Source organism: Pseudomonas sp. PSB11, assembly GCF_014596605.1.
In the GTDB taxonomy this organism is placed as follows: Bacteria; Pseudomonadota; Gammaproteobacteria; order Pseudomonadales; family Pseudomonadaceae; genus Aquipseudomonas; species Aquipseudomonas umsongensis.
The window spans coordinates 17,372-37,750 of the sequence record NZ_NOIO01000020.1 but is presented as its reverse complement, the minus strand read 5'-3'; the positions used below and the strand labels follow the sequence as shown (position 1 = coordinate 37,750).

Annotated in this window: 19 protein-coding genes; 9 read left to right on the top strand and 10 right to left on the bottom strand. The window is 61.8% G+C overall.

What is annotated here, in order from left to right:
* Positions 1 to 88: 88 nt before the first annotated feature.
* Entirely contained in the window at positions 89 to 1,981 is a 1,893-nt protein-coding gene (gene exaA, locus CGA21_RS21065) for a quinoprotein ethanol dehydrogenase (protein WP_188264970.1), read from the top strand.
* A gap of 149 nt (positions 1,982 to 2,130) precedes the next feature.
* Complete coding sequence (locus CGA21_RS21060) at positions 2,131 to 2,769, top strand: pentapeptide repeat-containing protein (RefSeq protein WP_188264969.1); 639 nt, start codon at positions 2,131 to 2,133, stop codon at positions 2,767 to 2,769.
* 137 nt (positions 2,770 to 2,906) lie between these two features.
* On the opposite strand, the gene CGA21_RS21055 is transcribed toward CGA21_RS21060, so the two are convergent.
* The 3 genes from CGA21_RS21055 to CGA21_RS30165 are packed head-to-tail and all read right to left on the bottom strand — an operon-like array spanning position 2,907 to position 4,928.
* Complete coding sequence (locus tag CGA21_RS21055) at positions 2,907 to 3,545, bottom strand: response regulator transcription factor (RefSeq protein ID WP_188264968.1); 639 nt, start codon at positions 3,543 to 3,545, stop codon at positions 2,907 to 2,909.
* Entirely contained in the window at positions 3,542 to 4,804 is a 1,263-nt protein-coding gene (locus tag CGA21_RS21050; RefSeq protein ID WP_110754400.1) for a HAMP domain-containing sensor histidine kinase, read from the bottom strand. The genes CGA21_RS21055 and CGA21_RS21050 overlap by 4 nt, the downstream gene beginning before the upstream one ends.
* Before the next feature lies 1 nt (position 4,805).
* On the bottom strand, positions 4,806 to 4,928 hold the full coding sequence (locus CGA21_RS30165; protein ID WP_020800566.1) for a hypothetical protein: 123 nt from the start codon (positions 4,926 to 4,928) through the stop codon (positions 4,806 to 4,808).
* Positions 4,929 to 5,085: 157 nt separating this feature from the next.
* Here CGA21_RS30165 and CGA21_RS21045 point away from each other — a divergent pair, with 157 nt between their 5' ends.
* From CGA21_RS21045 to CGA21_RS21020, 6 genes are all read left to right on the top strand, one after another.
* Positions 5,086 to 6,270 (top strand): ABC transporter substrate-binding protein, encoded by a 1,185-nt coding sequence (locus CGA21_RS21045; protein WP_188264967.1) that lies wholly within the window; start codon positions 5,086 to 5,088, stop codon positions 6,268 to 6,270.
* 34 nt (positions 6,271 to 6,304) lie between these two features.
* Positions 6,305 to 7,264, top strand: a complete 960-nt coding sequence (locus CGA21_RS21040) for a YVTN family beta-propeller repeat protein (protein WP_188264966.1) — start codon at positions 6,305 to 6,307, stop codon at positions 7,262 to 7,264.
* The gene (locus CGA21_RS21035; protein ID WP_188264965.1) at positions 7,261 to 7,992 is read left to right on the top strand and encodes an ABC transporter ATP-binding protein; all 732 of its coding nucleotides are present in this window, start codon (positions 7,261 to 7,263) and stop codon (positions 7,990 to 7,992) included. Before CGA21_RS21040 ends, CGA21_RS21035 begins: the two co-directional genes overlap by 4 nt.
* Positions 7,989 to 8,780, top strand: coding sequence for an ABC transporter permease (locus tag CGA21_RS21030; protein WP_188264964.1), 792 nt, complete (start codon positions 7,989 to 7,991; stop codon positions 8,778 to 8,780). The genes CGA21_RS21035 and CGA21_RS21030 overlap by 4 nt, the downstream gene beginning before the upstream one ends.
* Positions 8,781 to 8,939: 159 nt before the next feature.
* Positions 8,940 to 9,497, top strand: coding sequence for a PQQ-dependent catabolism-associated CXXCW motif protein (locus CGA21_RS21025; protein ID WP_110754411.1), 558 nt, complete (start codon positions 8,940 to 8,942; stop codon positions 9,495 to 9,497).
* A gap of 56 nt (positions 9,498 to 9,553) precedes the next feature.
* A complete protein-coding gene (locus CGA21_RS21020; protein ID WP_008056546.1) occupies positions 9,554 to 10,219 on the top strand; it encodes a response regulator transcription factor in 666 nt (221 codons plus the stop codon).
* Positions 10,220 to 10,322: 103 nt separating this feature from the next.
* On the opposite strand, the gene nahK is transcribed toward CGA21_RS21020, so the two are convergent.
* From nahK to CGA21_RS20990, 6 genes are all read right to left on the bottom strand, one after another.
* A complete protein-coding gene (nahK, locus tag CGA21_RS21015; RefSeq protein ID WP_411157081.1) occupies positions 10,323 to 12,956 on the bottom strand; it encodes a hybrid sensor histidine kinase/response regulator NahK/ErcS' in 2,634 nt (877 codons plus the stop codon).
* Positions 12,886 to 14,049: a nitric oxide-sensing protein NosP gene (gene nosP / locus CGA21_RS21010; protein ID WP_110754414.1), complete on the bottom strand. Its 1,164-nt coding sequence runs from the start codon at positions 14,047 to 14,049 to the stop codon at positions 12,886 to 12,888. The genes nahK and nosP overlap by 71 nt, the downstream gene beginning before the upstream one ends.
* Before the next feature lie 250 nt (positions 14,050 to 14,299).
* A complete protein-coding gene (locus CGA21_RS21005) occupies positions 14,300 to 15,484 on the bottom strand; it encodes a porin (protein ID WP_188264963.1) in 1,185 nt (394 codons plus the stop codon).
* A 250-nt stretch (positions 15,485 to 15,734) separates the two neighbouring features.
* Positions 15,735 to 18,215, bottom strand: a complete 2,481-nt coding sequence (locus CGA21_RS21000; RefSeq protein ID WP_188264962.1) for a TonB-dependent siderophore receptor — start codon at positions 18,213 to 18,215, stop codon at positions 15,735 to 15,737.
* A gap of 100 nt (positions 18,216 to 18,315) precedes the next feature.
* Complete coding sequence (locus CGA21_RS20995) at positions 18,316 to 19,278, bottom strand: FecR domain-containing protein (RefSeq protein WP_188264961.1); 963 nt, start codon at positions 19,276 to 19,278, stop codon at positions 18,316 to 18,318.
* Positions 19,275 to 19,796, bottom strand: a complete 522-nt coding sequence (locus CGA21_RS20990; protein WP_188264960.1) for a sigma-70 family RNA polymerase sigma factor — start codon at positions 19,794 to 19,796, stop codon at positions 19,275 to 19,277. Before CGA21_RS20990 ends, CGA21_RS20995 begins: the two co-directional genes overlap by 4 nt.
* A 237-nt stretch (positions 19,797 to 20,033) precedes the next feature.
* On the opposite strand from CGA21_RS20990, the gene CGA21_RS20985 reads away from it, so the two are divergent.
* Positions 20,034 to 20,192 (top strand): DUF2986 domain-containing protein, encoded by a 159-nt coding sequence (locus CGA21_RS20985; protein ID WP_020801032.1) that lies wholly within the window; start codon positions 20,034 to 20,036, stop codon positions 20,190 to 20,192.
* Here CGA21_RS20985 and CGA21_RS20980 read toward each other — a convergent pair.
* Positions 20,179 to 20,352, bottom strand: a complete 174-nt coding sequence (locus CGA21_RS20980) for a hypothetical protein (RefSeq protein WP_188264959.1) — start codon at positions 20,350 to 20,352, stop codon at positions 20,179 to 20,181. The genes CGA21_RS20985 and CGA21_RS20980 overlap by 14 nt on opposite strands.
* Positions 20,353 to 20,379 lie beyond the last annotated feature (27 nt).

Below are 20,379 nucleotides of genomic sequence, written 5' to 3'. Positions count from 1 at the left end.
CCGGCAACGGCGGGACATTTTCCGTATCCGCCGTCCGCCCCGGCGCCCCACCCTGTGCAGGTCAAAACCTCCACTGGGAACTGCAACCATGACAATAAGATCGCTACCCGCCCTTTCCCCCCTGACCGTCGCCGTACACGCTTTTTTGCTGGTCGCCAGCCTGTCCCTGAGCCCTGCCGGATACGCCGAGACCGCACCGGCCAGCGCCACCCGTAACGTGAGTTGGGAAGACATTGCCAACGATCACCTGACCACCAGGGACGTGCTGCAGTACGGGATGGGCACCAACGCCCAGCGCTGGAGCCCACTGGCCCAGGTCAACGACAAGAACGTGTTCAAGCTGACCCCGGCCTGGTCTTACTCCTTCGGTGACGAGAAACAGCGCGGCCAGGAATCCCAGGCGATCGTCAGCGACGGCGTGGTCTACGTCACCGGCTCGTATTCGCGGGTATTCGCCCTCGATGCCAAGACCGGCAAGCGCCTGTGGACCTACAACCATCGCCTGCCGGACAACATTCGCCCGTGCTGCGACGTGGTCAACCGCGGCGCGGCGATCTATGGCGACAAAATCTACTTCGGCACCCTCGATGCACGCCTGATCGCCCTGGACAAGAACACCGGAAAAGTCGTGTGGAACAAGAAGTTCGGCGACCACGCCGCGGGCTACACCATGACCGGCGCGCCGGTGCTGATCAAGGACAAGACCAGCGGCAAGGTGCTGCTGATCCATGGCAGTTCCGGTGACGAGTTCGGCGTGGTCGGCCAGCTCTTCGCCCGGGATCCGGACACCGGCGAAGAAGTCTGGATGCGGCCTTTCGTCGAGGGCCACATGGGGCGCTTGAACGGCAAGGACAGCACCCCCACCGGCGACGTCAAGGCGCCTTCGTGGCCGAACGATCCGACCACCGAAACCGGCAAGGTCGAAGCCTGGAGCCATGGCGGCGGCGCGCCTTGGCAGAGCGCCAGTTTCGATGCCGAAACCAACACCATCATCGTCGGCGCCGGTAATCCAGGCCCATGGAACACCTGGGCGCGCACCTCAAAGGACGGCAACCCACACGATTACGACAGCCTCTACACCTCTGGCCAGGTCGGCGTCGACCCGAGCACCGGCGAAGTGAAATGGTTCTACCAGCACACGCCGAACGATGCCTGGGACTTCTCCGGCAACAACGAGTTGGTGCTGTTCGACTACAAGGACAAGGACGGCAAAACGGTCAAGGCCACCGGCCACGCCGACCGCAACGGCTTCTTCTATGTGGTCGACCGTAACAACGGCAAATTGCAGAACGCCTTCCCCTTCGTCGACAACATCACCTGGGCCAGCCACATCGATCTCAAGACCGGTCGCCCGGTGGAAAACGCAGGCCAGCGTCCGGCCAAGCCGTTGCCGGGGGAAACCAAGGGCAAGCCGGTGGAAGTCTCGCCGCCGTTCCTCGGTGGCAAGAACTGGAACCCCATGGCCTACAGCCAGGACACCGGGCTGTTCTATATCCCGGGCAACCAGTGGAAAGAGGAATACTGGACCGAAGAGGTCAACTACAAGAAAGGCTCGGCCTATTTGGGCATGGGTTTTCGCATCAAGCGCATGTACGACGATCACGTCGGGACGTTGCGGGCGATGAACCCGACCACCGGCAAAGTGGTCTGGGAGCACAAGGAACACCTGCCGCTCTGGGCCGGCGTGCTGGCGACCAAGGGCAACCTGGTGTTCACCGGCACAGGCGATGGGTTCTTCAAGGCTTTCGATGCGAAAACCGGCAAGGAACTGTGGAAGTTCCAGACCGGTAGCGGCATCGTTTCCCCACCAATCACCTGGGAGCAGGACGGCGAGCAGTACATCGGCGTGACCGTGGGCTACGGCGGCGCGGTGCCGTTGTGGGGCGGCGACATGGCGGAGTTGACCAAGCCGGTGGCCCAGGGCGGATCGTTCTGGGTGTTCAAGATTCCGAGCTGGGATAACCAGACCGCGCAAAAGTAACCCCCCATCTATCCCTGTAGGAGCGAGCATGCTCCGGGCGGCGTTCCGACGATGGACCTCAACGATGACATGGGGTGTCTGGTGCCCCGCGGTGTTCTTGAGACCATCGCGAGCATGCTCGCTCCTACAGGGAAGCCAGAGACCTTGCCATGAACTATCTGCCTCTAGTGCTCCTGTTGAGCCTTCCCACAGCGTACGCCGACGACACCCCACTGATCATCAACGGCTGCACCATCGCCGAACACAGCCAATGCCCCGGCGCCAATCTCAAAGGCGCCAACCTGAGCAACCAGGACCTGCGCAACATGAACCTGAGCGGCGCCGACCTGCGCGAGGCCGACCTGCGCCACGCCCGCCTCGACCTGGCCAACCTGGAACAGGCCCGGCTACAGGGCGCCAACCTGACCCGCGCCAGCCTGCAACAAAGCAATGTGCGCCTGGCTGATTTCACCGGCGCCAGGCTGGTGGCAATCCAGGGCTGGGGGCTGTTCGCCCAGGGCGCGCACTTCGAGAACGCCGACCTCAGCGCCGCCTACCTGCAATTCGCCCGGCTGTCCGGGGCCAGGTTGCACAACGCCAATCTGGGCGCCGCCGATCTGGAGATGACCTGGCTGAGCAAGGCCGATCTCAAGGGCGCCAACCTCAGCAACGCCAACCTGCAAGAGGCCAAGTTGGGCGAAAGCAACCTGGAAAACGCCAACCTCGGCGGCTCGCGCCAGCATTATGCGAATTTCCAGGATGCGAACATGGAGGGCTGCACGGGGTGCCCGACGACATGGGAAAAGTGAGTGCAACAATACATCAAATGTGGGAGCGGGCTTGCTCGCGAAAGCGGTGTGCCAGTCAATGCAGGTGTCGGCTGACATAACGCTTTCGCGAGCAAGCCCGCTCCCACAGAGGGATTTCTGTTGTCTGTGATAGCGCGTCAACCGGCCTTGCGCACCACCCCCATATCAATCCCCAGATGCACCAGCTCGGCATGGGAGCTCACCTGCAACTTGCTCTTGAGCAACGTCAGGTGATTGGAAACGGTCTTGCTGCTGATGCTCAACTGCTCGGCGATCTGCCGCGTGGGGGTGCCTTTGGCGAGCATCACGAAAATCTCCAGCTCGCGCTGGGTCATGCTCTGCAAGCGCGGGTCGCTGGCGTCCTGTTGCGCATGGCAGGCCAGTTGAGTGGCCAGCGGTTGTTCGATGTAGGCATGGCCTGCGAGTACGCGCCGCACCGCCTCGATCAACACTTCTGGCGCCGAGCTCTTGGTCAAATATCCCGATGCCCCGGCCTCCAGTGCCTGACGCACCAGCGGCAGTTCATCGTGCATGCTGAAAAACAGCACCCGCAATTGTGGCAGGCGTTGCCGCAGACGCCGAGTGGTTTCCAGGCCACTGATGCCGGGCAGGCCGAAATCCATGATCACCAGGTGCGGCACGCTGTCCTGAACCCGCGACAACGCCTCCTCACCCGTTGCCGCCTCGCGTACTTCCATTGCCGGCAACAGCGCTCGCAACAAGCTGGCGTAGCCCTGGCGGACTACCGCATGGTCATCGACCAGCAGAATACTCATGAAACCTCCAAAGGCACGCTCAAGGTTAGCGCCCAACCGGCGCCGGGCTGGCTGATGATGCGCAACTCAGCGCCCAGGCTGCGGGCGCGTTCGCGCATCGAATACAGCCCGACACCGGGGCGCTGTGGTTGCTCCGCACCGCGACCGTTATCGCGCACCAGCAGGCGCAAGCGTGCGCCGTGATGTTGCAGGCGCACCCGCACCTGACTGGCGTCGGCATGCCGGGCGATGTTGGTCAGGGCTTCCTGCAGCAAGCGGTACAGATGGGTTTTGTCCGGCCCCGACAGCGCCGGTAACTGCGCACTGAGCCGCAGCCGACAATCAATACCCTGCCGGCCTTGCCATTGCTCCACCAGCAACGTGATGGCTTCGGCCAACGGCAAGTGTTGCAGGACCACCGGATAGAGGTTGTGCACCAGGGCACGAAAGCCTTGTTGCAGGTGTTCGCAGTTGTGCTCCAGTTCGCGCATCGTGCGTTCGACTGTCTGCGGTTGATCAGCCGCCAGGCGCAACAGGCACGCCTGCGCACGGATCCCGGCCAGGTACTGGCCGAGATCGTCGTGCAGGGTCTGGGCCAGCTGGGTACGTTCCTGTTCCTGCACCGCCAGCAAGGCCTGGGTCAGCCGGGCATTATCGCTACCGGCCTGTTCCAGCGCGCCGGTCATGCGGTTGAAATGCGTCGCCAGTTGCCGCGCCTCCGCCCCCCCTTCTGGACGCAGGCGCACCGTGAGCTGTCCGGCACACACTTGCTGCAACGCCCGCAGCAGCTCATCGAGCAGCCCCATACCGCGACGCACGGCCCAGCGAATGGTCAGCAGACTGACCACCAGGGCCATCGCACACAGGCTGAGCAGTTGTTGCACGGAGTCCCAGACTTCGTCGATTTCATCCCGTGGATCAAGCGCAATCTGCACCCGTCGGCCATCCGCCAGATCGAGGATTCTGGCGTCATGACGCACTTCGGCGAACAGCAGGCGGCCCAGCCAGGCATCGAGCCCGCCTTGCACGGCTAGCGGTGGCTGTTCCTCCGGCCCCAGCCAGCGTACGCGGACGTGGCGCAGGCCTTGGGTCAGCCGCGGTTGCAGGCTGATCGGGTCACGTTCGGCGGTTTCGCTCAGGTACTCGACCACCGCTTCGGCCGATTGCAGCTCACGCTCCACGTCCTGCAGCGCTTGATGCACCAGCAAGGTCACGCACGCCAGGGTCACCAGCGCAAAAAAACCGCAGACCCACAGATTGATCCGCCACAGGGCTGACATGCTAGCGCCCCGGTGTCGCGGGCATGACCTGCAACGCCACGGGACGCGAGCCGTGGAGCCGGTCGACGCCGATCAGGGTCAGGATCAGCAAAAACGGCAGGAGCAGTGCCTTGACGATACGCATGGTCAATCCCCTCCAGAGCAGTGGCCGTTGTTGATCATGCTAAAACCGCGCCGCCCGGCGCGGGCTACTACCTTGGTACTGGCTGCTTGGTACTTTCTGCATATTTCCCCGGCGGCATGGGCTTCCTATGCTGGCGCTACCTGTAATGGAGTGCCCTATGCGCCAGCTTGCCCCTTACGCCCTGATCTACCTGCTGGCGATTGCCTGCGCCGCCGGGCTGGTCACCCAAAGCAAGGCGGCGGACGCGCCGTTGCAGGTACGGATTGGCTACCTGGGCTATCGCCCGGCCCCAGGCCCGCTGCTGTCGAACGTCATCCCCGAACCCAGCGACGCCGGGTTGCGCGGCGCCGAACTGGCGATCACCGACAGCAACAGCACCGGGCGTTTTCTTAATCACGCCTACAGCCTGGTCAGCGCCAGTGTCGACAGTCCCGAAGCCTTGCTCAGCGCCGCAAAAAACCAGCACGACCAAGGCCTGCGCCTGTTCGTGGTGAACGCACCTGCCAGCAGCCTGCGCCAACTCAGTGCAGCGCTGCCCGATAGCCTGCTGTTCAACGCCGGCAGCCCCGACGACAGCCTGCGCAGCACCGATTGTTTGCCCAACGTGCTGCATAGCCTGCCGAGCCGGGCGATGCTCACCGACGCGTTGGCGCAATTTCTGGTAGTGCGCAAATGGCAGCGGGCGCTGCTGATCGTTGGCCCGACCGGCAACGATCAAGCCTATGCTGCGGCCCTGCGCCGTGCGGCCAAGCGCTTTGGCCTGCAACTGGTGGCGGAAAAAAACTGGAGCTTCGATAACGATCAACGGCGCAGCGCCCAGGCCGACATGCCGTTGTTCACCCAGACCGCCGAATACGACGTGGTGCTGGTGGCCGATGAGCGCGGCGATTTCGGTGAGTACGTGCCGTACCAGACCTGGTACCCGCGGCCGGTTGCCGGTACCCAGGGCCTGACCCCGGTGGGTTGGCACAAGACCGTGGAAACCTACGGCGCCGCACAACTACAGAAGCGCTTCGAAGCCTTGACCGGGCGCTGGATGAATGACCGTGACTTCGCGGCCTGGATCGCCGTGCGCAGCATCGCCAGCGCCGTCAGCAAATCGCGGCAAACCGAGCCGATGGCGATCCGCGACCTGGAAATCAGCGATCAATTGCCACTGGACGGTTTCAAGGGACGCAAGCTCAGTTACCGCCCGTGGAACGGCCAACTGCGCCAACCGATTCCGATCGTGCAGCCGCGGGCCCTGGTCAGCACCTCACCCCAGGACGGCTTCCTGCACCCCTTCAACGAGATGGACAGCCTGGGTTACGACAAACCCGAGGTCAGCTGCCGCTTTCCCTGACGACAACAACAACAACAACAACAAGGAAACTGCCATGCGCCGCACTCTGATTTCCTGCGCCCTGCTGCTCGCCGCGGGCCATGCCGCCGCCAGCACCGCGTGGGTCTCCAATGAAAAGGACAACAGCCTGAGCCTGATCGACATGCAGACCCTGCAAGTCACCGACACCCTCGTTGTCGGCCAGCGCCCCCGTGGCCTGTTGCTGTCCCATGACAACAAGTTGCTGTACATCTGCGCCAGCGACTCGGACCGGGTCCAGGTGATGGACGTGGCCACCCGCAAGATCATCAAGGAACTGCCCTCGGGCAAAGACCCCGAGCAATTCGCCCTGCACCCTAACAATCGCTGGCTGTACGTCTCCAACGAAGACGATGCGCTGGTCACGGTGATCGACACCGAGACGTCCAAGGTCCTCGGGCAGATCAACGTCGGTGTCGAGCCTGAAGGCATGGCCGTCAGCCCGGACGGCAAGTGGGCGGTCAACACCAGCGAAACCACCAACATGCTGCACTGGATCGACACCAGCACCCAGACCCTGGCCGACAGCACGCTGGTGGATCAAAGGCCGCGCTTCGTCGAATTCAACAACGACGGTTCGCAACTCTGGGCCTCGGCGGAGATCGGTGGCACGGTGACGATTCTCGACGTCGCCCACCGCAACATCCTCAAGACCCTGAACTTCCAGATCAAGGGCGTGCACCCGGACAAAGTGCAGCCGGTGGGCATCAAGCTCAGCGCCGACGGCAAGTACGCCTTCGTTGCCCTGGGCCCGGCCAACCACGTGGCGGTCGTCGACGCCAAAACCTTCGAGATTCTCGATTACTTGCTGGTGGGCCGGCGTGTCTGGCAACTGGCTTTCACCCCCGATCAAAAGCAGTTGCTCGCCACCAATGGCGTCAGCGGCGATGTCTCGGTGATCGATGTAGACAGCCTGAAGGTCAGCAAATCAGTGAAGGTCGGACGTTATCCCTGGGGCGTGGTGGTGACCCCATGAACGCCCTGGAAGTCAGCGACCTGAGCTTTGCCTACGGGCCTCGGGAGGCCTTGCGCCAAGTGAATTTCAGCCTCGCACCCGGGCGTTTCGCCGCGCTGCTGGGGCCTAACGGCGCCGGCAAATCAACCCTGATCGCTTTGCTCACCCGGCTCTATGACCTGCAGCACGGCGATATCCGGGTTGGCGGCTGTTCATTGCGCAGCGCCCCGCGTCCGGCGCTGAAACAGCTGGGCGTGGTGTTTCAGCAAAGCACCCTGGACCTGGACCTGAGCGTCGAGCAGAACCTGCGTTATCACGCCGCGCTGCATGGCTTGTCCCGCCGCCAGACCGGCTTGCGGGTCGATGCGGAACTGGCTCGCCAGGCCCTGGACGAGCGCCGTGGCGAACGGGTGCGCGACCTCAATGGCGGTCATCGCCGGCGGGTGGAAATCGCCCGCGCCCTGTTGCATGAACCGCGCCTGCTGCTGCTCGACGAAGCCAGCGCCGGCCTCGACCCGGCCAGTCGCCTGGCGCTCAACCTGCACATTCGCACGCTGTGCCACGAGCAGCACATCAGCGTGCTCTGGACCACTCACCTGCTCGACGAAGTGCAGCCCGGCGATGACTTGTTGATCCTTCACCAGGGCCGCCTGGTAGCCAGCGGACAGGCCGACGCACTGAGCCTGGAACACGGTGGCGACCTGGGCTCGGCCTTCACTCGCCTGACCACTCCAGGAGCTGCCCAATGAACGCCTACTGGCAATGTTTGCGCGGTATCGTGCTGCGCGAGTGGCTGCGCTTGGTGCTGCAACGCACGCGGTTTCTCAGCGCCCTGGTGCGGCCGTTGCTGTGGCTACTGGTTTTCGCCGCGGGGTTTCGCGCCGCACTGGGCATCGCCATCATCGAACCCTACGACACCTACATTCCCTACGAGGTCTACATCATCCCGGGACTGGCCTGCATGATCCTGCTGTTCAACGGCATGCAAGGGTCACTGTCGATGGTCTATGACCGCGAGATGGGCAGCATGCGCGTACTGCTTACCAGCCCCCTGCCCCGAACCTTCCTGCTGTGCAGCAAGCTGCTGGCCACCTCGCTGATCTCGCTGCTGCAGGTCTATGCCTTCCTGGCGATCGCCTGGCTCTACGGCGTACGACCGCCAGCCATGGGTTTGCTGATTGCCCTGCCGGCGCTGTTGCTGGTGGCCTTGATGCTCAGCGCACTGGGCCTGTTGCTGTCGAACGCGATCCGCCAGTTGGAGAACTTCGCCGGGGTGATGAACTTCGTGATCTTCCCGCTGTTTTTCCTGTCTTCGGCGCTGTATCCGCTGTGGAAAATGCGCGAGGCCAGCGAGTGGTTGTACTGGCTATGCGCGGTGAACCCGTTCAGCCATGCGGTGGAGCTGGTGCGCTTTGCCTTGTACGAACGATTCAATCCGCTGGCGCTGGCGGTATGCGTAGGGCTGACCCTACTGTTCGCCCTGCTCGCCGTGCTCACCTTCAACCCACAACACGCGGCCCTGCGCAAATCCAGCTGACTCCATCAATCCCCTGGGGGAGCGCGCTTGTGGCGAGGGGATAAATCCCCTCGCCACAGAAAACTTACTACTTTAGTACTGGTTTTACCTGTCTATCGTCGCATTCCCAACGCAGCGCGACTGGCATGTAATGGGTTCATAACTATAAGGACCTACCCCATGCCGCGTGCCCGACGTCACCTGTTGCGTCCCACACTCGCTGCGTTGTCGCTGAGCCTGTGGCTGGGCGGTGTGCACGCCCAAACCCCGCTGTTTTCCCATGACGGCTATCGCATCGACCTGTACCGCAGCCCTACGCCGGACGTGATGCAGGACGCGACCATCATCGATACACCCATCCTGCAAAATCTGCTTGAACAGGACCCGCGCCCGGTGTTGATCGACGTCTACCGCCGCCAATGGCTGCAAGGCCGCTTCATCGAAGACCAACCCCACGAAAACCTGCCCGGCAGCCATTGGCTGGCCAACACGGGCGACGGTGAGCTGACGCCGCAGTGGCAGGCGTATTTCGCCGACAACCTGAAAAAACTGACGGCCGGCAACCCGACGCAACCGCTGGTCTTCTACTGCCGCTCCGATTGCTGGTTGAGCTGGAATGCGGTCAAACGCGCGGCCAGCCTGGGCTATAAATCACTGTATTGGTATCGCGATGGCCTCGACGCCTGGCAGGCTGCCAGGCTACCGGTCACGCCAGCCCAGCCCGAACCCTTTCCCTGAGCTTTACGCGTGCGTGTTGTTGCCACACCATAATCAAAATAATGAGGTGAAAGGCCATGTACAAAATTCTGATTGCCGACGATCACCCGCTGTTTCGCGAAGCCATACACAACGTCATCAGCGATGGCTTTGCCGGTAGCGAGGTGATGGAGACCGCCGACCTCGACAGTGCCCTCGCGCTGACCCAGGAACACGATGACCTGGACCTGATCCTGCTCGACCTGAACATGCCCGGCATGCACGGGCTCAATGGCCTGATCAACCTGCGCAACGAAGCGCCGACCATTCCCGTGGTCATCGTCTCCGCCGAGCAGGACAAGCAGATCGTCCTGCAAGCCATCACTTACGGCGCGGTGGGTTTCATCACCAAATCCTCGCCCCGTGCGCAGATGACCGAGGCGATCCAGCAGATTCTCAACGGCAATGTCTACCTGCCGCCGGACATCATCCGCACCGCAAAAAGCAGTACGCACCGGCGGATGAACGATGCCCCGAGCTTCCCGCCGGAACTGCTCCAGGCCCTGACCCGCAAGCAACTGCAGGTCCTGGAGCGCATGACCAAGGGCGAATCGAACAAACAGATCGCCTACACCCTGGAAATCGCCGAAACCACGGTCAAGGCCCACGTCTCGGCGATCCTGCGCAAGCTCAACGTGCACAACCGCGTGCAGGCGATCCTGAGTGCCGGGGATATCGATTTCGGGTCATATCTGCGCCGTTGAGACGGTGTTGCCCCCTTCGCTGGCAAGCCAGCTCCTACAGGATCACCATCATCCTGTAGGAGCTGGCTTGCCAGCGAAGAGGCCCTCGCAAACACTAGAGACCTCAGGGCCTTGCGAGCAAGTGACTCATCGCCGCCTTCAGCTTCATCGGCCGCACCGGCTTGTGCATCAGGGTATGGCCCAGTTCGCGGATCTGCTGTTTGAGTTCATTGCTGTAGTTGGCGGTGATCATCATGGCCGGGATCGCGCAAGCGCGGCGAGCATTGATCCGCGCAACGGCATCGACGCCGTTCTGGTCGTTGTCCAGGTGATAGTCGGCAATCAACAGGTCGGCGCCGGCATGGTAGTTGTCCACCTGCCGCGCCAGGTCCTCTTCCGACAACGCGGTCACCACGCGACACCCCCATCCTTCCAGCAACGTGCGCATCCCGGCGCAAATGGTCGCGTCGTTGTCCAGCACCCAGACCCGCGCGCCACGCAGTCGTTCGAGCATCGGCTCGCTCATCAGCAGGTTCGGCAATGGCTTGGGTGCGGTGGCGCTGATCGGCACTTCCACTGAAAACATCGAGCCCCGGCCAGGCCACGAACGCACGTGAATGCGGTGGCCGAGAATGCCGGCGATTTTCTCGACAATCGCCAAGCCAAGGCCCAGGCCACGGTCCTGATCCGGGCGTTGCACATCACCGCGCTTGAACTCCTGGAAGATTTCTTCCAGGCGATTTTCAGCGATGCCCATCCCGCTGTCCCAGACCTGAATCGACAGGCTTTGCTCATGACGCCGACAACCCAGCACCACGCGACCGCTGTAGGTATAACGAATAGCGTTGCTCAACAGATTGCGCAGGATGCGCGCCAGCAACTGGATGTCGCTGCGTACCAGGGCCGAACAGGCGATGAAATGCAGTTGCAGGCCTTCGCTGCGCGCCACCTGGGTGTATTCGGCGGCGAGGTTTTCCAGCAGTTCGCTCAAGGCGAACGGCGCAACATCGGCCTTGATCACACCGGCATCGAGCTTGGAAATATCCACCAGGGTGCCCAACAGGCTCTCCACATCTTCCAGTGAGTTGCTGACATTGCGCACCAGGTTCTCGTTGGCAATCGGCTCGCGTCGCTCCAGCAAGGCACTGGTGAACAACCGCGCGGCATTCAGCGGTTGCAGCAGGTCGTGACTGACGGCGGCGAGAAACTTGGTTTTCGACAGGTTGGCCTGTTCCGCTTCCAGCTTGGCCTCACGCAAGCGCGATTCGACCCGGCGGCGTTCGTCGATTTCGCGCAGCAACTGGTCGTTGAGGTGGGTCAGTTCGGCGGTGCGCTCACGCACCCGCAGTTCGAGATTCTGATAAGCCTGGTGCAGCGCCTCGGCGGTACGGCGGCGCTCGGTGATGTCGCGGATCAACACGAAGATCCCCACCACCTCGCCGCTGGCCAGGCGATTGGGCACATAGGAGCGCAACATGTAGCGCTCCTGGTTGTTGACGTTGGTCTCGGCGAATTCGAAGGTCACGCTCTCCCCGGCCAGCGCTCGGGCCACGTAGGACTCCAGGCGCTGGTAATGCTGCTCGCTGTGCACTTCGCGCAGGCTCTGGCCGAGCATCACGCCGCGCGGCCAGCAGTACCATTCTTCGTAGACCTTATTGGTGAACTCGTAGACCAGATCGGCATTGAGGTAGGCGATCAATGCCGGCACATGGTCGGTGATCAAGCGAATCCAGCGCTCGCTTTCGCTCAGGGCTTCGGCGTGCTGGTAGCGTTCGGTGATGTCGGTGAAGGTGTTGACGAAACCGCCGGTGGGCAATGGATGGGTGCGGATTTCCAGGACCCGGCCATCGCACAGGCGTTGTTCGCACTCCTGCACAGGGCGCCCATTCGGACCGCGACTGGCCGGGGTCAGCAGGGTCAGTTCGCTGTCGGCGATGACTTCGGCAAAGGGCCGATGGGCGGCCACCGGTGCCAAGCCGCTGAGCTCGAGGAAGCGCCGGTTCCACAGTTCCAGAATGCCCTCGGCATTGACCATCGCCACCCCTTGGGAGAGGTTGTCGACCGCCCGTTGCAGCAAGTGCGACTTCTGCGCCACCGCCTGTTCCCGGCGCACGGTCTCGCTGAGCTTGACGTCGGTGATGTCGGTAAACAGGATCACCCGCCCACCTTCCTGGGTCGGCCGTTCGCTGACTTGCAGCCAGCGACCGTCCTGCAGGCGGTACAGCAGGTTTTCGTCGGCATGCCCGCGAGGCTCTTCGGTAAACAACCCGTTGCTCTGCATCAGGCGCTTGACCTCGGTCAAACGCATGCCGGCGTTGATTCGCACCCGGCTGTTGCTCCAGAACGCCTTGAAGCGGCTGTTGAACAAGACAATGCGCTGCTCGGCATCGAACAGCACGAAGGCATCGGAAATACTCTCGATGGCATCGATCAGGTGGCGATGGGCGGTTTCGGCGCGCAGGCGGGCGTCGCTGAGCAAATGGTTACCCGCCTTGAGTTCGGCCATGGCCTGGTTCAAGGCATCGGTGCGTTCACGCACCTGCTCGGCCAGCACCACCGAATGCTGGAAGGCGGCATACGGATCGTTGCCGCGGGTGATGCCGGACTCGATGCGTTCGATCAGCGCCGCATTGATGCGTTGCAGTTTCTGATTATCGTGCTGCAGGACGGCGATTTGCGCCCGCAGTTCAGCGCTGTCCACGGGACCGGCCGCGGGCAATGGCAACGCCGGTGAAGGTCTGGTTGATGTGCATGCCATTGAACTGTTCTCCGTAGGAGTTGAACCCCATCACCCGCTGTTCGCGCAAAAAACTGCCGATCTGCTCCAGGCTGCCGTTGTCCTCCAACTCCAGGCGCCTGAGGAAACAGTCACAACCAATGGTCAGCAACAGATCGCCGAGCCGTTGCTGCAAGCCGTCGAACAGGCTCTGCAGATTCGGCAGCAGCGGGCCCGGGGTCATGGCGGTGAGCACGATGCCGTTCTCCACGGCGCAATAGAAACTCAGGCTCAAGTCCGGATGAACCTGCTGGATGGCGCGCACGTAATATTGCTCGTTGATCCGCACAGCCAAGGGATGGGCGGCGAAGACCCGGTGGTCGAGTTCGCTCACCGGCACGCCGATGTGCCGGGCGTACTCGGCGGCGGCCGGCTCGGCGTTGAGTTCGAAGACCCGCCGCGAAGCGCTGTCCGCGCCGGTGACCACCAGCTTCTCCGCTCGCGGCAGAATGTGGTGGGTGGTGAACACTTCAAAGTCCAGCCAGGTATTGACCAGCACCACCACCGCTGCGCCGCTGTGAAAGCCGCCGCCTGAGTAGACATGGGTGTGGGTCAGGTAGTTGTCGTCTCCGGCCGAGCCGCCAAAGTGCGGGATGTCGCCCAGGGCCGCGCTCAAGGCGGCCAGGACCATTTCTTCGCGGCTGGACAGGCCATCGAGCAAGGTCAGGGCAAAGCTGTGGCCCTTGATAGGCGCCAGGGTGTTGCTGCGACAGCCGTTGACCAGGCGCTCGACCATCTGCTGCGCGTCGATCAGGCTGAAGTGCTCCATCTCGTCGATCAGTTCCAGGGCGATGGAAAAGTACCGATGATCAAAACCCACCGCCGTCACGCAATTGCGCCCATATCCTTGCGCAGTGATTTCCCCGGCGCTGGTGCAACCCGCCAGGCGTATGCCGCCGAAGCCTTGCTGCAAGGCCTGGCCCAACCCCTGCAAATCGTACTCGGCGGAACAGAAAAACAGCACGAAGCCCAGGTGCGGATGCAGCAACTGCCGCGCCAGCTCCTGCGCCACCTGCTGCGGATCGGTGGCCTGGGACATCGCACTGACGATTCCTTCGTTCTGGACCTGCTGCATAGTCGCCCCTCGCAGGTGCGTGTGTATGAGGCACGAGTGTACGAAGCCAGCCGAGTGCCACGAATGCTACTTGGGTAGCAGGTAGGCGCTTCAATGGGAGGAGAGCTGTGTCAGAGCACTCCCAAACACCCCCCCCTTGTGGGAGCGGGCTTGCTCGCGAAAGCGGTGTGTCAGGCGCCTTGAATATCGACTGGAGGAGCGCTTTCGCGAGCAAGCCCGCTCCCACAGGGGAGATGACTCAAGTACGGCTTTACCAGGTCAACACCGCCCCCAGGGCAACGGTATCGGTGTCTTCATTCTGCGCACTGCTGTCATGGCCGTTGATTTCGAACTGGTTGTACTCGGCCACCAGCTTGAGGTTGTCGTTCACGTCATGGAACAGCGCGATGCCGCGGGTCTCGTAGTCCGCGCCACTGCCGACCACGCCGTTGCCATCGTCATTGGTCTTGCCGTAGGACAAGGCCAGGCGGTTCTTGCCCAGTTTGTAGGAGCCCTGCAACAGGTACCCGTCACTGTCGACGTTGCGCAGGGTCGGTTCGCCGGCGTTGTTGGTGAAAAACGGGTTGATGCCCTTGGCCTGGAAGCCCGACCCGGTCAGGGACAAGCCTCCCATTTTTGCCTGCACGCCATAACCGACGCCTTTGGAGGTGACGGTGTCGACGCTGGAATCGGTATTGTCCGAGGTCTGGTAGCTGCCGTTGACCCAGCTGTAGATCTTCGCCCCGGCGAGGTCGAACTGGTAGGTGATCTCGCTCTCGGTGCGCGGATTCTCCTGGTAGGCCTTGCCGGTCGGGCTGCTGTCATTGGTGTCCACCGGGTCCATGATCCCCACCGCCACGCGCAGACCGTCCATCACCGGCGTGCGGTAGGTGATCTGCGAGGTCGGGAACGGATAGGGGTAACCGGTGCCGATGTTGCCGAACGACACCCCGCCACCATCCACCAGCCCCAGGGTATCGCTGACCTGACCGTAGCCGGCGAGCAACTCGTCGAGCAGGATGTTGGAGCGCGCGAACAGGCCGAAGTCCTTGCCGATCAGCACTTCCCCCCACTCGGGGTTGGCCACGGTGCCGTAGAACTGCCGCACATCGATGGCGGTGTCGGTGCCATTGGTTTCACTGTCGTTGATGGTGACCCAGAACGAGGCACGGGCGCCGAGCTTGAGGTCATCGACCTGCTTGCCCATGTTGAAGCCCAGGTAGTTGGGCAGGAAGCCCATTTTCACCCGCGATTGACGGCGGTCGTACTGATCCCCTTCGCGGTCGACATCGCTGTTCACATAGAAGGCGTTGATGTAGCCATCGGTGGAGAACGTGGTCTGGTCCTTGTCGTACAGCATGATTTCGGCTTCGGCCGTGGCACTCATGCCGAGGGCAGACAGGCTGGCGATCAAGGCCGGTAAAAAACGATGGGCGAAATTCTTATTGTTGTGCATGGCGCGCTCCGCGACTGGGACGAGGTGTCGGAGGCGATTATCGAAAGCTGACGGGCGGCGCCATACGCTGCCTTGGGGGTGGTTTCGAGGTGCTTTGGAATGGCCGCAAGCGCGCGGCAACTGTGGCGTAAGACCGCCGGTCGGCAGGGCTCACAACTTAGGGTGTAGGCCTGTACGCCCATCGAAAAGCCCGATTCTTGCGACCCGGGCTTTTCCTGCAACGACTGCACGATTGCGGCATCTGCCGTCGTTAGAAACTTGCCTTGACCGACAACATGAAGTTGCGTGGATCACCGTAGTAGTTGCCGAAGGTCTCAGTGCCGATGGTGGCGTAGTAGCGCTTGTCGAACAGGTTGTTGCCGTTGAGCGCGACGGACCAGGTGTCGTCGATGCGGTAGCTGATACGGCCGTTCCAGATCGCATAGCCTGACTGGCTGATTTTCTCACCACTTGAAGGTGAAACACGGAAGTTATCGCTTTGCGCGTTGACCCCTGCACCCAGGGTGAATCGCTCAAGCGACCCACTCAGGGCGTAATCGCCCCACATCCGCAACATATGCCGCGGCACATAACTGTTGAACGCTGCGCCGTTCAGGCTGGTGTCGATATCGTCGAGCGTCTTGGTCTGGGTATAGGTGTAACCCGCCAGCACTTGCAGGCGCTCGATGACTTCACCGCTGATCTCGGCCTCGAAACCCTGGGCGCGAACCTTGCCGGCATTGACGTAGCAGTAACCATCGGAGGACGGGCAGGACGAGTTGAAATCAGTCTGCGCCTGGTCCTTCTGGATCGTGCGGAACAGGTTGAAGGCGCTGTTCAGTCGACCGTCGTACCAGGCGCCCTTGATCCCCAGCTCATAGCTCTGGCCCACGAGCGGCTTGAGCGCAGCACCGTCTTCTGAGCGGTAATTGCCTTGCGGGGTAAAGATTTCCGAATAGCTGGCGTAGGCGGTCAGGTTCTCGTTCAGGTCCAGCAGCACACCTACAAACGGCGTCACTTGCCCGGTCTCTGTGGTGCTGGCGTGCTCCGAAGTGCCTGTGTTGATGAAGTCGTAGTCGGTATCGGAGTTGTACCAGCTCACCCGGCCGCCAACGACAACGGTCAGTGGATCAGCCAGTTTCAAGCGCAGTGTCGAGTAAATGCCCTTCTGCCTGGTGACTGAGTCGACCGGACCGCCGCGAGATGAATTGTCGATGAAGTAGCTGTCATCCGGCTCCGGAATATACTTGTCGGGGTTGAACACATTCTGGCGCTGCGGCAGGAACGCCACCGAGTAGAAGTCGTTCTTTTTCGAACGGCTGGCATTGAAACCCACCACCAGTTCATGGCGTTGACCGAACGCGTCGAACTTGCCGTCGACGTAGGCATCCAGGCCGTAATCGACCTGATCGTAGTCGTACATGCTGCCCAGCATGCCGGTGGTATCGGTGCCGGGCGTCACGGCGCCGGAAGCGAATGCGTACTTGATGTCCTGGGTGTTTTTTGTATAGACACTGGCGACCTTCAAGGCCCAGTCGTCGTTGAGCTGGTGACTCAGGTCACTGAAGACCGTGGTGCGCTGGCTGCGCCAGGTGTTCCACGCAGGATCGAGGCAGGTCGAGCGGCTGAGCTTCAAGTCGCTGCGGTCCTTGTAACGCGGCAGGCCACCCCAGCAAGGGCTGGCATCCACGTCTTCATAGGCGACACCCAGGCCGAGGGTGGTGTCGGGGCTCAGGTCAAGGTCCAGCGCGCCGTAATACACCTGGTCCTTGCGACTGGCGTCGTCGACGAAATAGTGCCGGCTCTGCTCCGCGACCACCGCCCGGCCGCGCAAAGTGCCGGATTCGTTCAGCGGGCCACCGGTATCGACCTGTCCGCGATAGTTGTCCCAGCTGCCACCGGACAGCGTGATGTCCGTGTGAGCGGCAGCCTGGCCGCGTTTGCGCACGAAGTTCACCCCGCCGGCGGTGCCACCCGCGCCTTTCATCATGCCCGCGGCGCCGCGCAGAATTTCGACCCGGTCGTAATACGCCATGTCGCCGCTGAAACTGTCGGCCTGAACATACAGGTTGCCCATGTCCAGGGGCACACCGTCGTACTGATACTGGCCCGACATGCGGAACCCGCGCGAGTAGAAGTACTTGCCGCCCATGGTCGAGTCGTAGACGGTGATGCCCGGGGTCTTTTCCATGACCTGGTCGATGGTGTTCAGGTTCTGGTCATCGAGCATCTTGCGCGTCATCACCGTGACCGATTGCGGCGTTTCCCTGAGCGAGTGCTCACCCTTGCCGATGGTGACCGCTCCGGTGGTGTACGAGCCGCTGTTTTCGGTGGTCGCGCCCAGCACCTGGCCATTGATGTTGGTCGCGCCCAGTTCCAGCGCCGAACCGACTTGCGGAACCGGCCGCAGCACATACGTACCGTTAGCCTGCGGTTCGGCCTGCAGTCCGCTACCCGCCAGAATCCGCGCAAACCCTTCGCTGACACCAAACGCTCCCTGGAGCCCTGGAGATTTCAAGCCATCGGTTTGTCGCGCATCGAACGAAAGCGCAGCACCTGCCGCGCTGGCGAAATGACTGAGGACTTCAGTCAGGCTGCCACCAGCGATGTCAAAGGACTTGACCGAGTTTTGCTGTTGCGCCGGCAACTGCACCGCCAACGCTACGCTTGACCAGACACCCGCCGTCGTTGCCGCCAATAGCCCGAACTTTACTGCGGCCGCCAAACGACCCGGCTTGTACACCCGTAACATGCTTCCCCTCCCCCAAAGCCGATCTGTAAAAACTCATTGAGGGATGAGCCGAACGATGTGCATCAATAGTGCAAAACGCTGACAAACTTTTTTCAACTCACTATGAAAGCGTGGTGGCAGGCGACGACACATCGACCCAATACCGGCTGTACCGAGTGACCTGTAGCGCGAAACCACTCTCCAGCGCAGCCAGCGCCAGGTCAGTGTCATCAATGGGAAAAGCGCCGGAGACTTTCAGTTGGGCAATTCGCGGATCGCAGCGCAGTACACCTGGGCGGTAGCGCGAAAGGTCGTCCAGCAACTCGGCCAGGGGACGATTGATGGCGATGATGCTTCCCTGTTGCCAGGCACCGACCGAAGCATCGTTGCGCCGTACAACACCCAATGAGCGGCCATCGAAGTCCAGGGACTGGCCGGCTTCCACGCGCACCGTCGAGCCAGCGCCAGCCGAACGGACCTCGACGGCCTTCTCGATTACCGCCACGCCAGCGCCCTGCTCATCGCAGCGGACGATAAAACGCGTGCCGAGCGCCAACACTTCTGCATGACGAGTGAGCACCTTGAACGGCCGCTGCAAGGGATCGACCGCGGTTGTCACTCGTATCTCGCCCCGCAACAGGTCGAGTACACGGTGACGACCGTCGAAACGAATGTTGACCGACGTATCGGTGTTGAGTAGCAACGCGCTGCCATCGGCCAAACGAAACTCACGGCGCTCACCCACTGCGGTGCGAAAATCGGCAAACAGCTTGCGCGAGGTCTCGCTGTGCCAGCCCAGCCCGCCCAGCGAACCGGCTGACACGAGCACCAGCACACTGCGCAATACCTGGCGCCGGGATCGATCAGCGCCACGCAAGGCTGGCGCAGCCAATGAGCCCGGCACACTGGCCATCTGCTCGCCCACGTCGAGCATGCGCTGCCAGGCTTGGCGATGGTCAGGGTCGCAAGCCAGCCAGTCGTTCCAGGCTGCCAGATCCGCATCGGTGGCGATATCCGACCGAAGTCGGGCATACCACCGGGCAGCGGCGCCAATCGCCTTCAACTCAGCAGGCGAAAGGCTCACGCCAGTTGCAGCCGAATCTGCATCAAACAGCAATGCTCCATGGCCTTGGCCATGTAGTTGTTGACTGTGCGCGTGCTGATGTTCAAGCGCTCGGCGATCTGCGGGTAGGTCAGCCCGTCGAACTGCGACAGGATGAACGCCTGCTTCACCTTGGTCCCCAATCCTTGAAGCAGGCGGTCGATTTCCATCAGGGCTTGCAACAGGATCGCCTGTTCCTCCAATGAAGGTTGCTGCCATTCGGGCATGGCGGCCAAGGCTTCCAGGTAGGACTGTTCCAGCGAACGGCGGCGAAACAGATCGATCAGCAAGCCCTTGGCGATCAACGACAGGTAGGGCCGTGGCTCGCGAATCTCCAGCGCGTTTCGCGCCTTGATGACCCGAACGAACGTGTCCTGCGCCAGGTCCGCCGCATCGAAAGCATTGCCCAGACGCTTGCGCAGCCAGCCCTTGAGCCAACCGTGATGGTCGCAATACAGATCATTGACAGCGTTGCGCAGGGATAAATCGTTGGCGGACATGACGATGGAATAATTCGCGAGTGATAATGACTCGCATTGTCATGTGTGCGCAGGGTGATTTGCAATAGCCACTGTGGCCTGTAGGAGCCAGCGGGCGGCAAAGCACGATAACGCGGTATTACTGATACACCACAGCGCCTGGTTCGCGGGCAAGCCTTGCTCCTACAGGCGAAGAACGAGGGCAAGGCAAGGGCGACGCTGATATCATTCAAGAACTTACAAGCCAGGTGGAAAAACATGAACCGTCAGAAAAAGCTGAAGCAGTTGTTCAAGGAGAAGGCCAAAAAGGCCAGCGCCAAACTGGCGCCGAAAAAGCCTAAATACATCAGCAAGGCCGACCGATTGAAACTGGCTGCCGAAGCTGACGCCTCGATCAGTTCCCCTAGCGAAAATTGATCCAGTTGGGGGCGCTCGAACTCATGGCCACGCAACTTGCGTAGCGCTTGCAGGCCTTGACGCTTGCCGGTTCCGGCGGCACGGAAAACAGTACGGTAAACACCAGGAAAAACAGGATCAAAAAAGGAATGTAGTAGGCGAGAAGACTTTTTATTTTCATTGTCTGTGCTCTCATGACCTTTGAATC

Excerpts from the sequence above, each read along its gene's own strand:
- exaA (WP_188264970.1), top strand. The coding sequence starts at position 89 with ATGACAATAAGATCGCTACCCGCCCTTTCCCCCCTGACCGTCGCCGTA.
- CGA21_RS21060 (WP_188264969.1), top strand. The coding sequence starts at position 2,131 with ATGAACTATCTGCCTCTAGTGCTCCTGTTGAGCCTTCCCACAGCGTAC.
- CGA21_RS21055 (WP_188264968.1), bottom strand. The coding sequence starts at position 3,545 with ATGAGTATTCTGCTGGTCGATGACCATGCGGTAGTCCGCCAGGGCTAC.
- CGA21_RS21050 (WP_110754400.1), bottom strand. The coding sequence starts at position 4,804 with ATGTCAGCCCTGTGGCGGATCAATCTGTGGGTCTGCGGTTTTTTTGCG.
- CGA21_RS30165 (WP_020800566.1), bottom strand. The coding sequence starts at position 4,928 with ATGCGTATCGTCAAGGCACTGCTCCTGCCGTTTTTGCTGATCCTGACC.
- CGA21_RS21045 (WP_188264967.1), top strand. The coding sequence starts at position 5,086 with ATGCGCCAGCTTGCCCCTTACGCCCTGATCTACCTGCTGGCGATTGCC.
- CGA21_RS21040 (WP_188264966.1), top strand. The coding sequence starts at position 6,305 with ATGCGCCGCACTCTGATTTCCTGCGCCCTGCTGCTCGCCGCGGGCCAT.
- CGA21_RS21035 (WP_188264965.1), top strand. The coding sequence starts at position 7,261 with ATGAACGCCCTGGAAGTCAGCGACCTGAGCTTTGCCTACGGGCCTCGG.
- CGA21_RS21030 (WP_188264964.1), top strand. The coding sequence starts at position 7,989 with ATGAACGCCTACTGGCAATGTTTGCGCGGTATCGTGCTGCGCGAGTGG.
- CGA21_RS21025 (WP_110754411.1), top strand. The coding sequence starts at position 8,940 with ATGCCGCGTGCCCGACGTCACCTGTTGCGTCCCACACTCGCTGCGTTG.
- CGA21_RS21020 (WP_008056546.1), top strand. The coding sequence starts at position 9,554 with ATGTACAAAATTCTGATTGCCGACGATCACCCGCTGTTTCGCGAAGCC.
- nahK (WP_411157081.1), bottom strand. The coding sequence starts at position 12,956 with ATGGCATGCACATCAACCAGACCTTCACCGGCGTTGCCATTGCCCGCG.
- nosP (WP_110754414.1), bottom strand. The coding sequence starts at position 14,049 with ATGCAGCAGGTCCAGAACGAAGGAATCGTCAGTGCGATGTCCCAGGCC.
- CGA21_RS21005 (WP_188264963.1), bottom strand. The coding sequence starts at position 15,484 with ATGCACAACAATAAGAATTTCGCCCATCGTTTTTTACCGGCCTTGATC.
- CGA21_RS21000 (WP_188264962.1), bottom strand. The coding sequence starts at position 18,215 with ATGTTACGGGTGTACAAGCCGGGTCGTTTGGCGGCCGCAGTAAAGTTC.
- CGA21_RS20990 (WP_188264960.1), bottom strand. The coding sequence starts at position 19,796 with ATGTCCGCCAACGATTTATCCCTGCGCAACGCTGTCAATGATCTGTAT.
- CGA21_RS20985 (WP_020801032.1), top strand. The coding sequence starts at position 20,034 with ATGAACCGTCAGAAAAAGCTGAAGCAGTTGTTCAAGGAGAAGGCCAAA.
- CGA21_RS20980 (WP_188264959.1), bottom strand. The coding sequence starts at position 20,352 with ATGAAAATAAAAAGTCTTCTCGCCTACTACATTCCTTTTTTGATCCTG.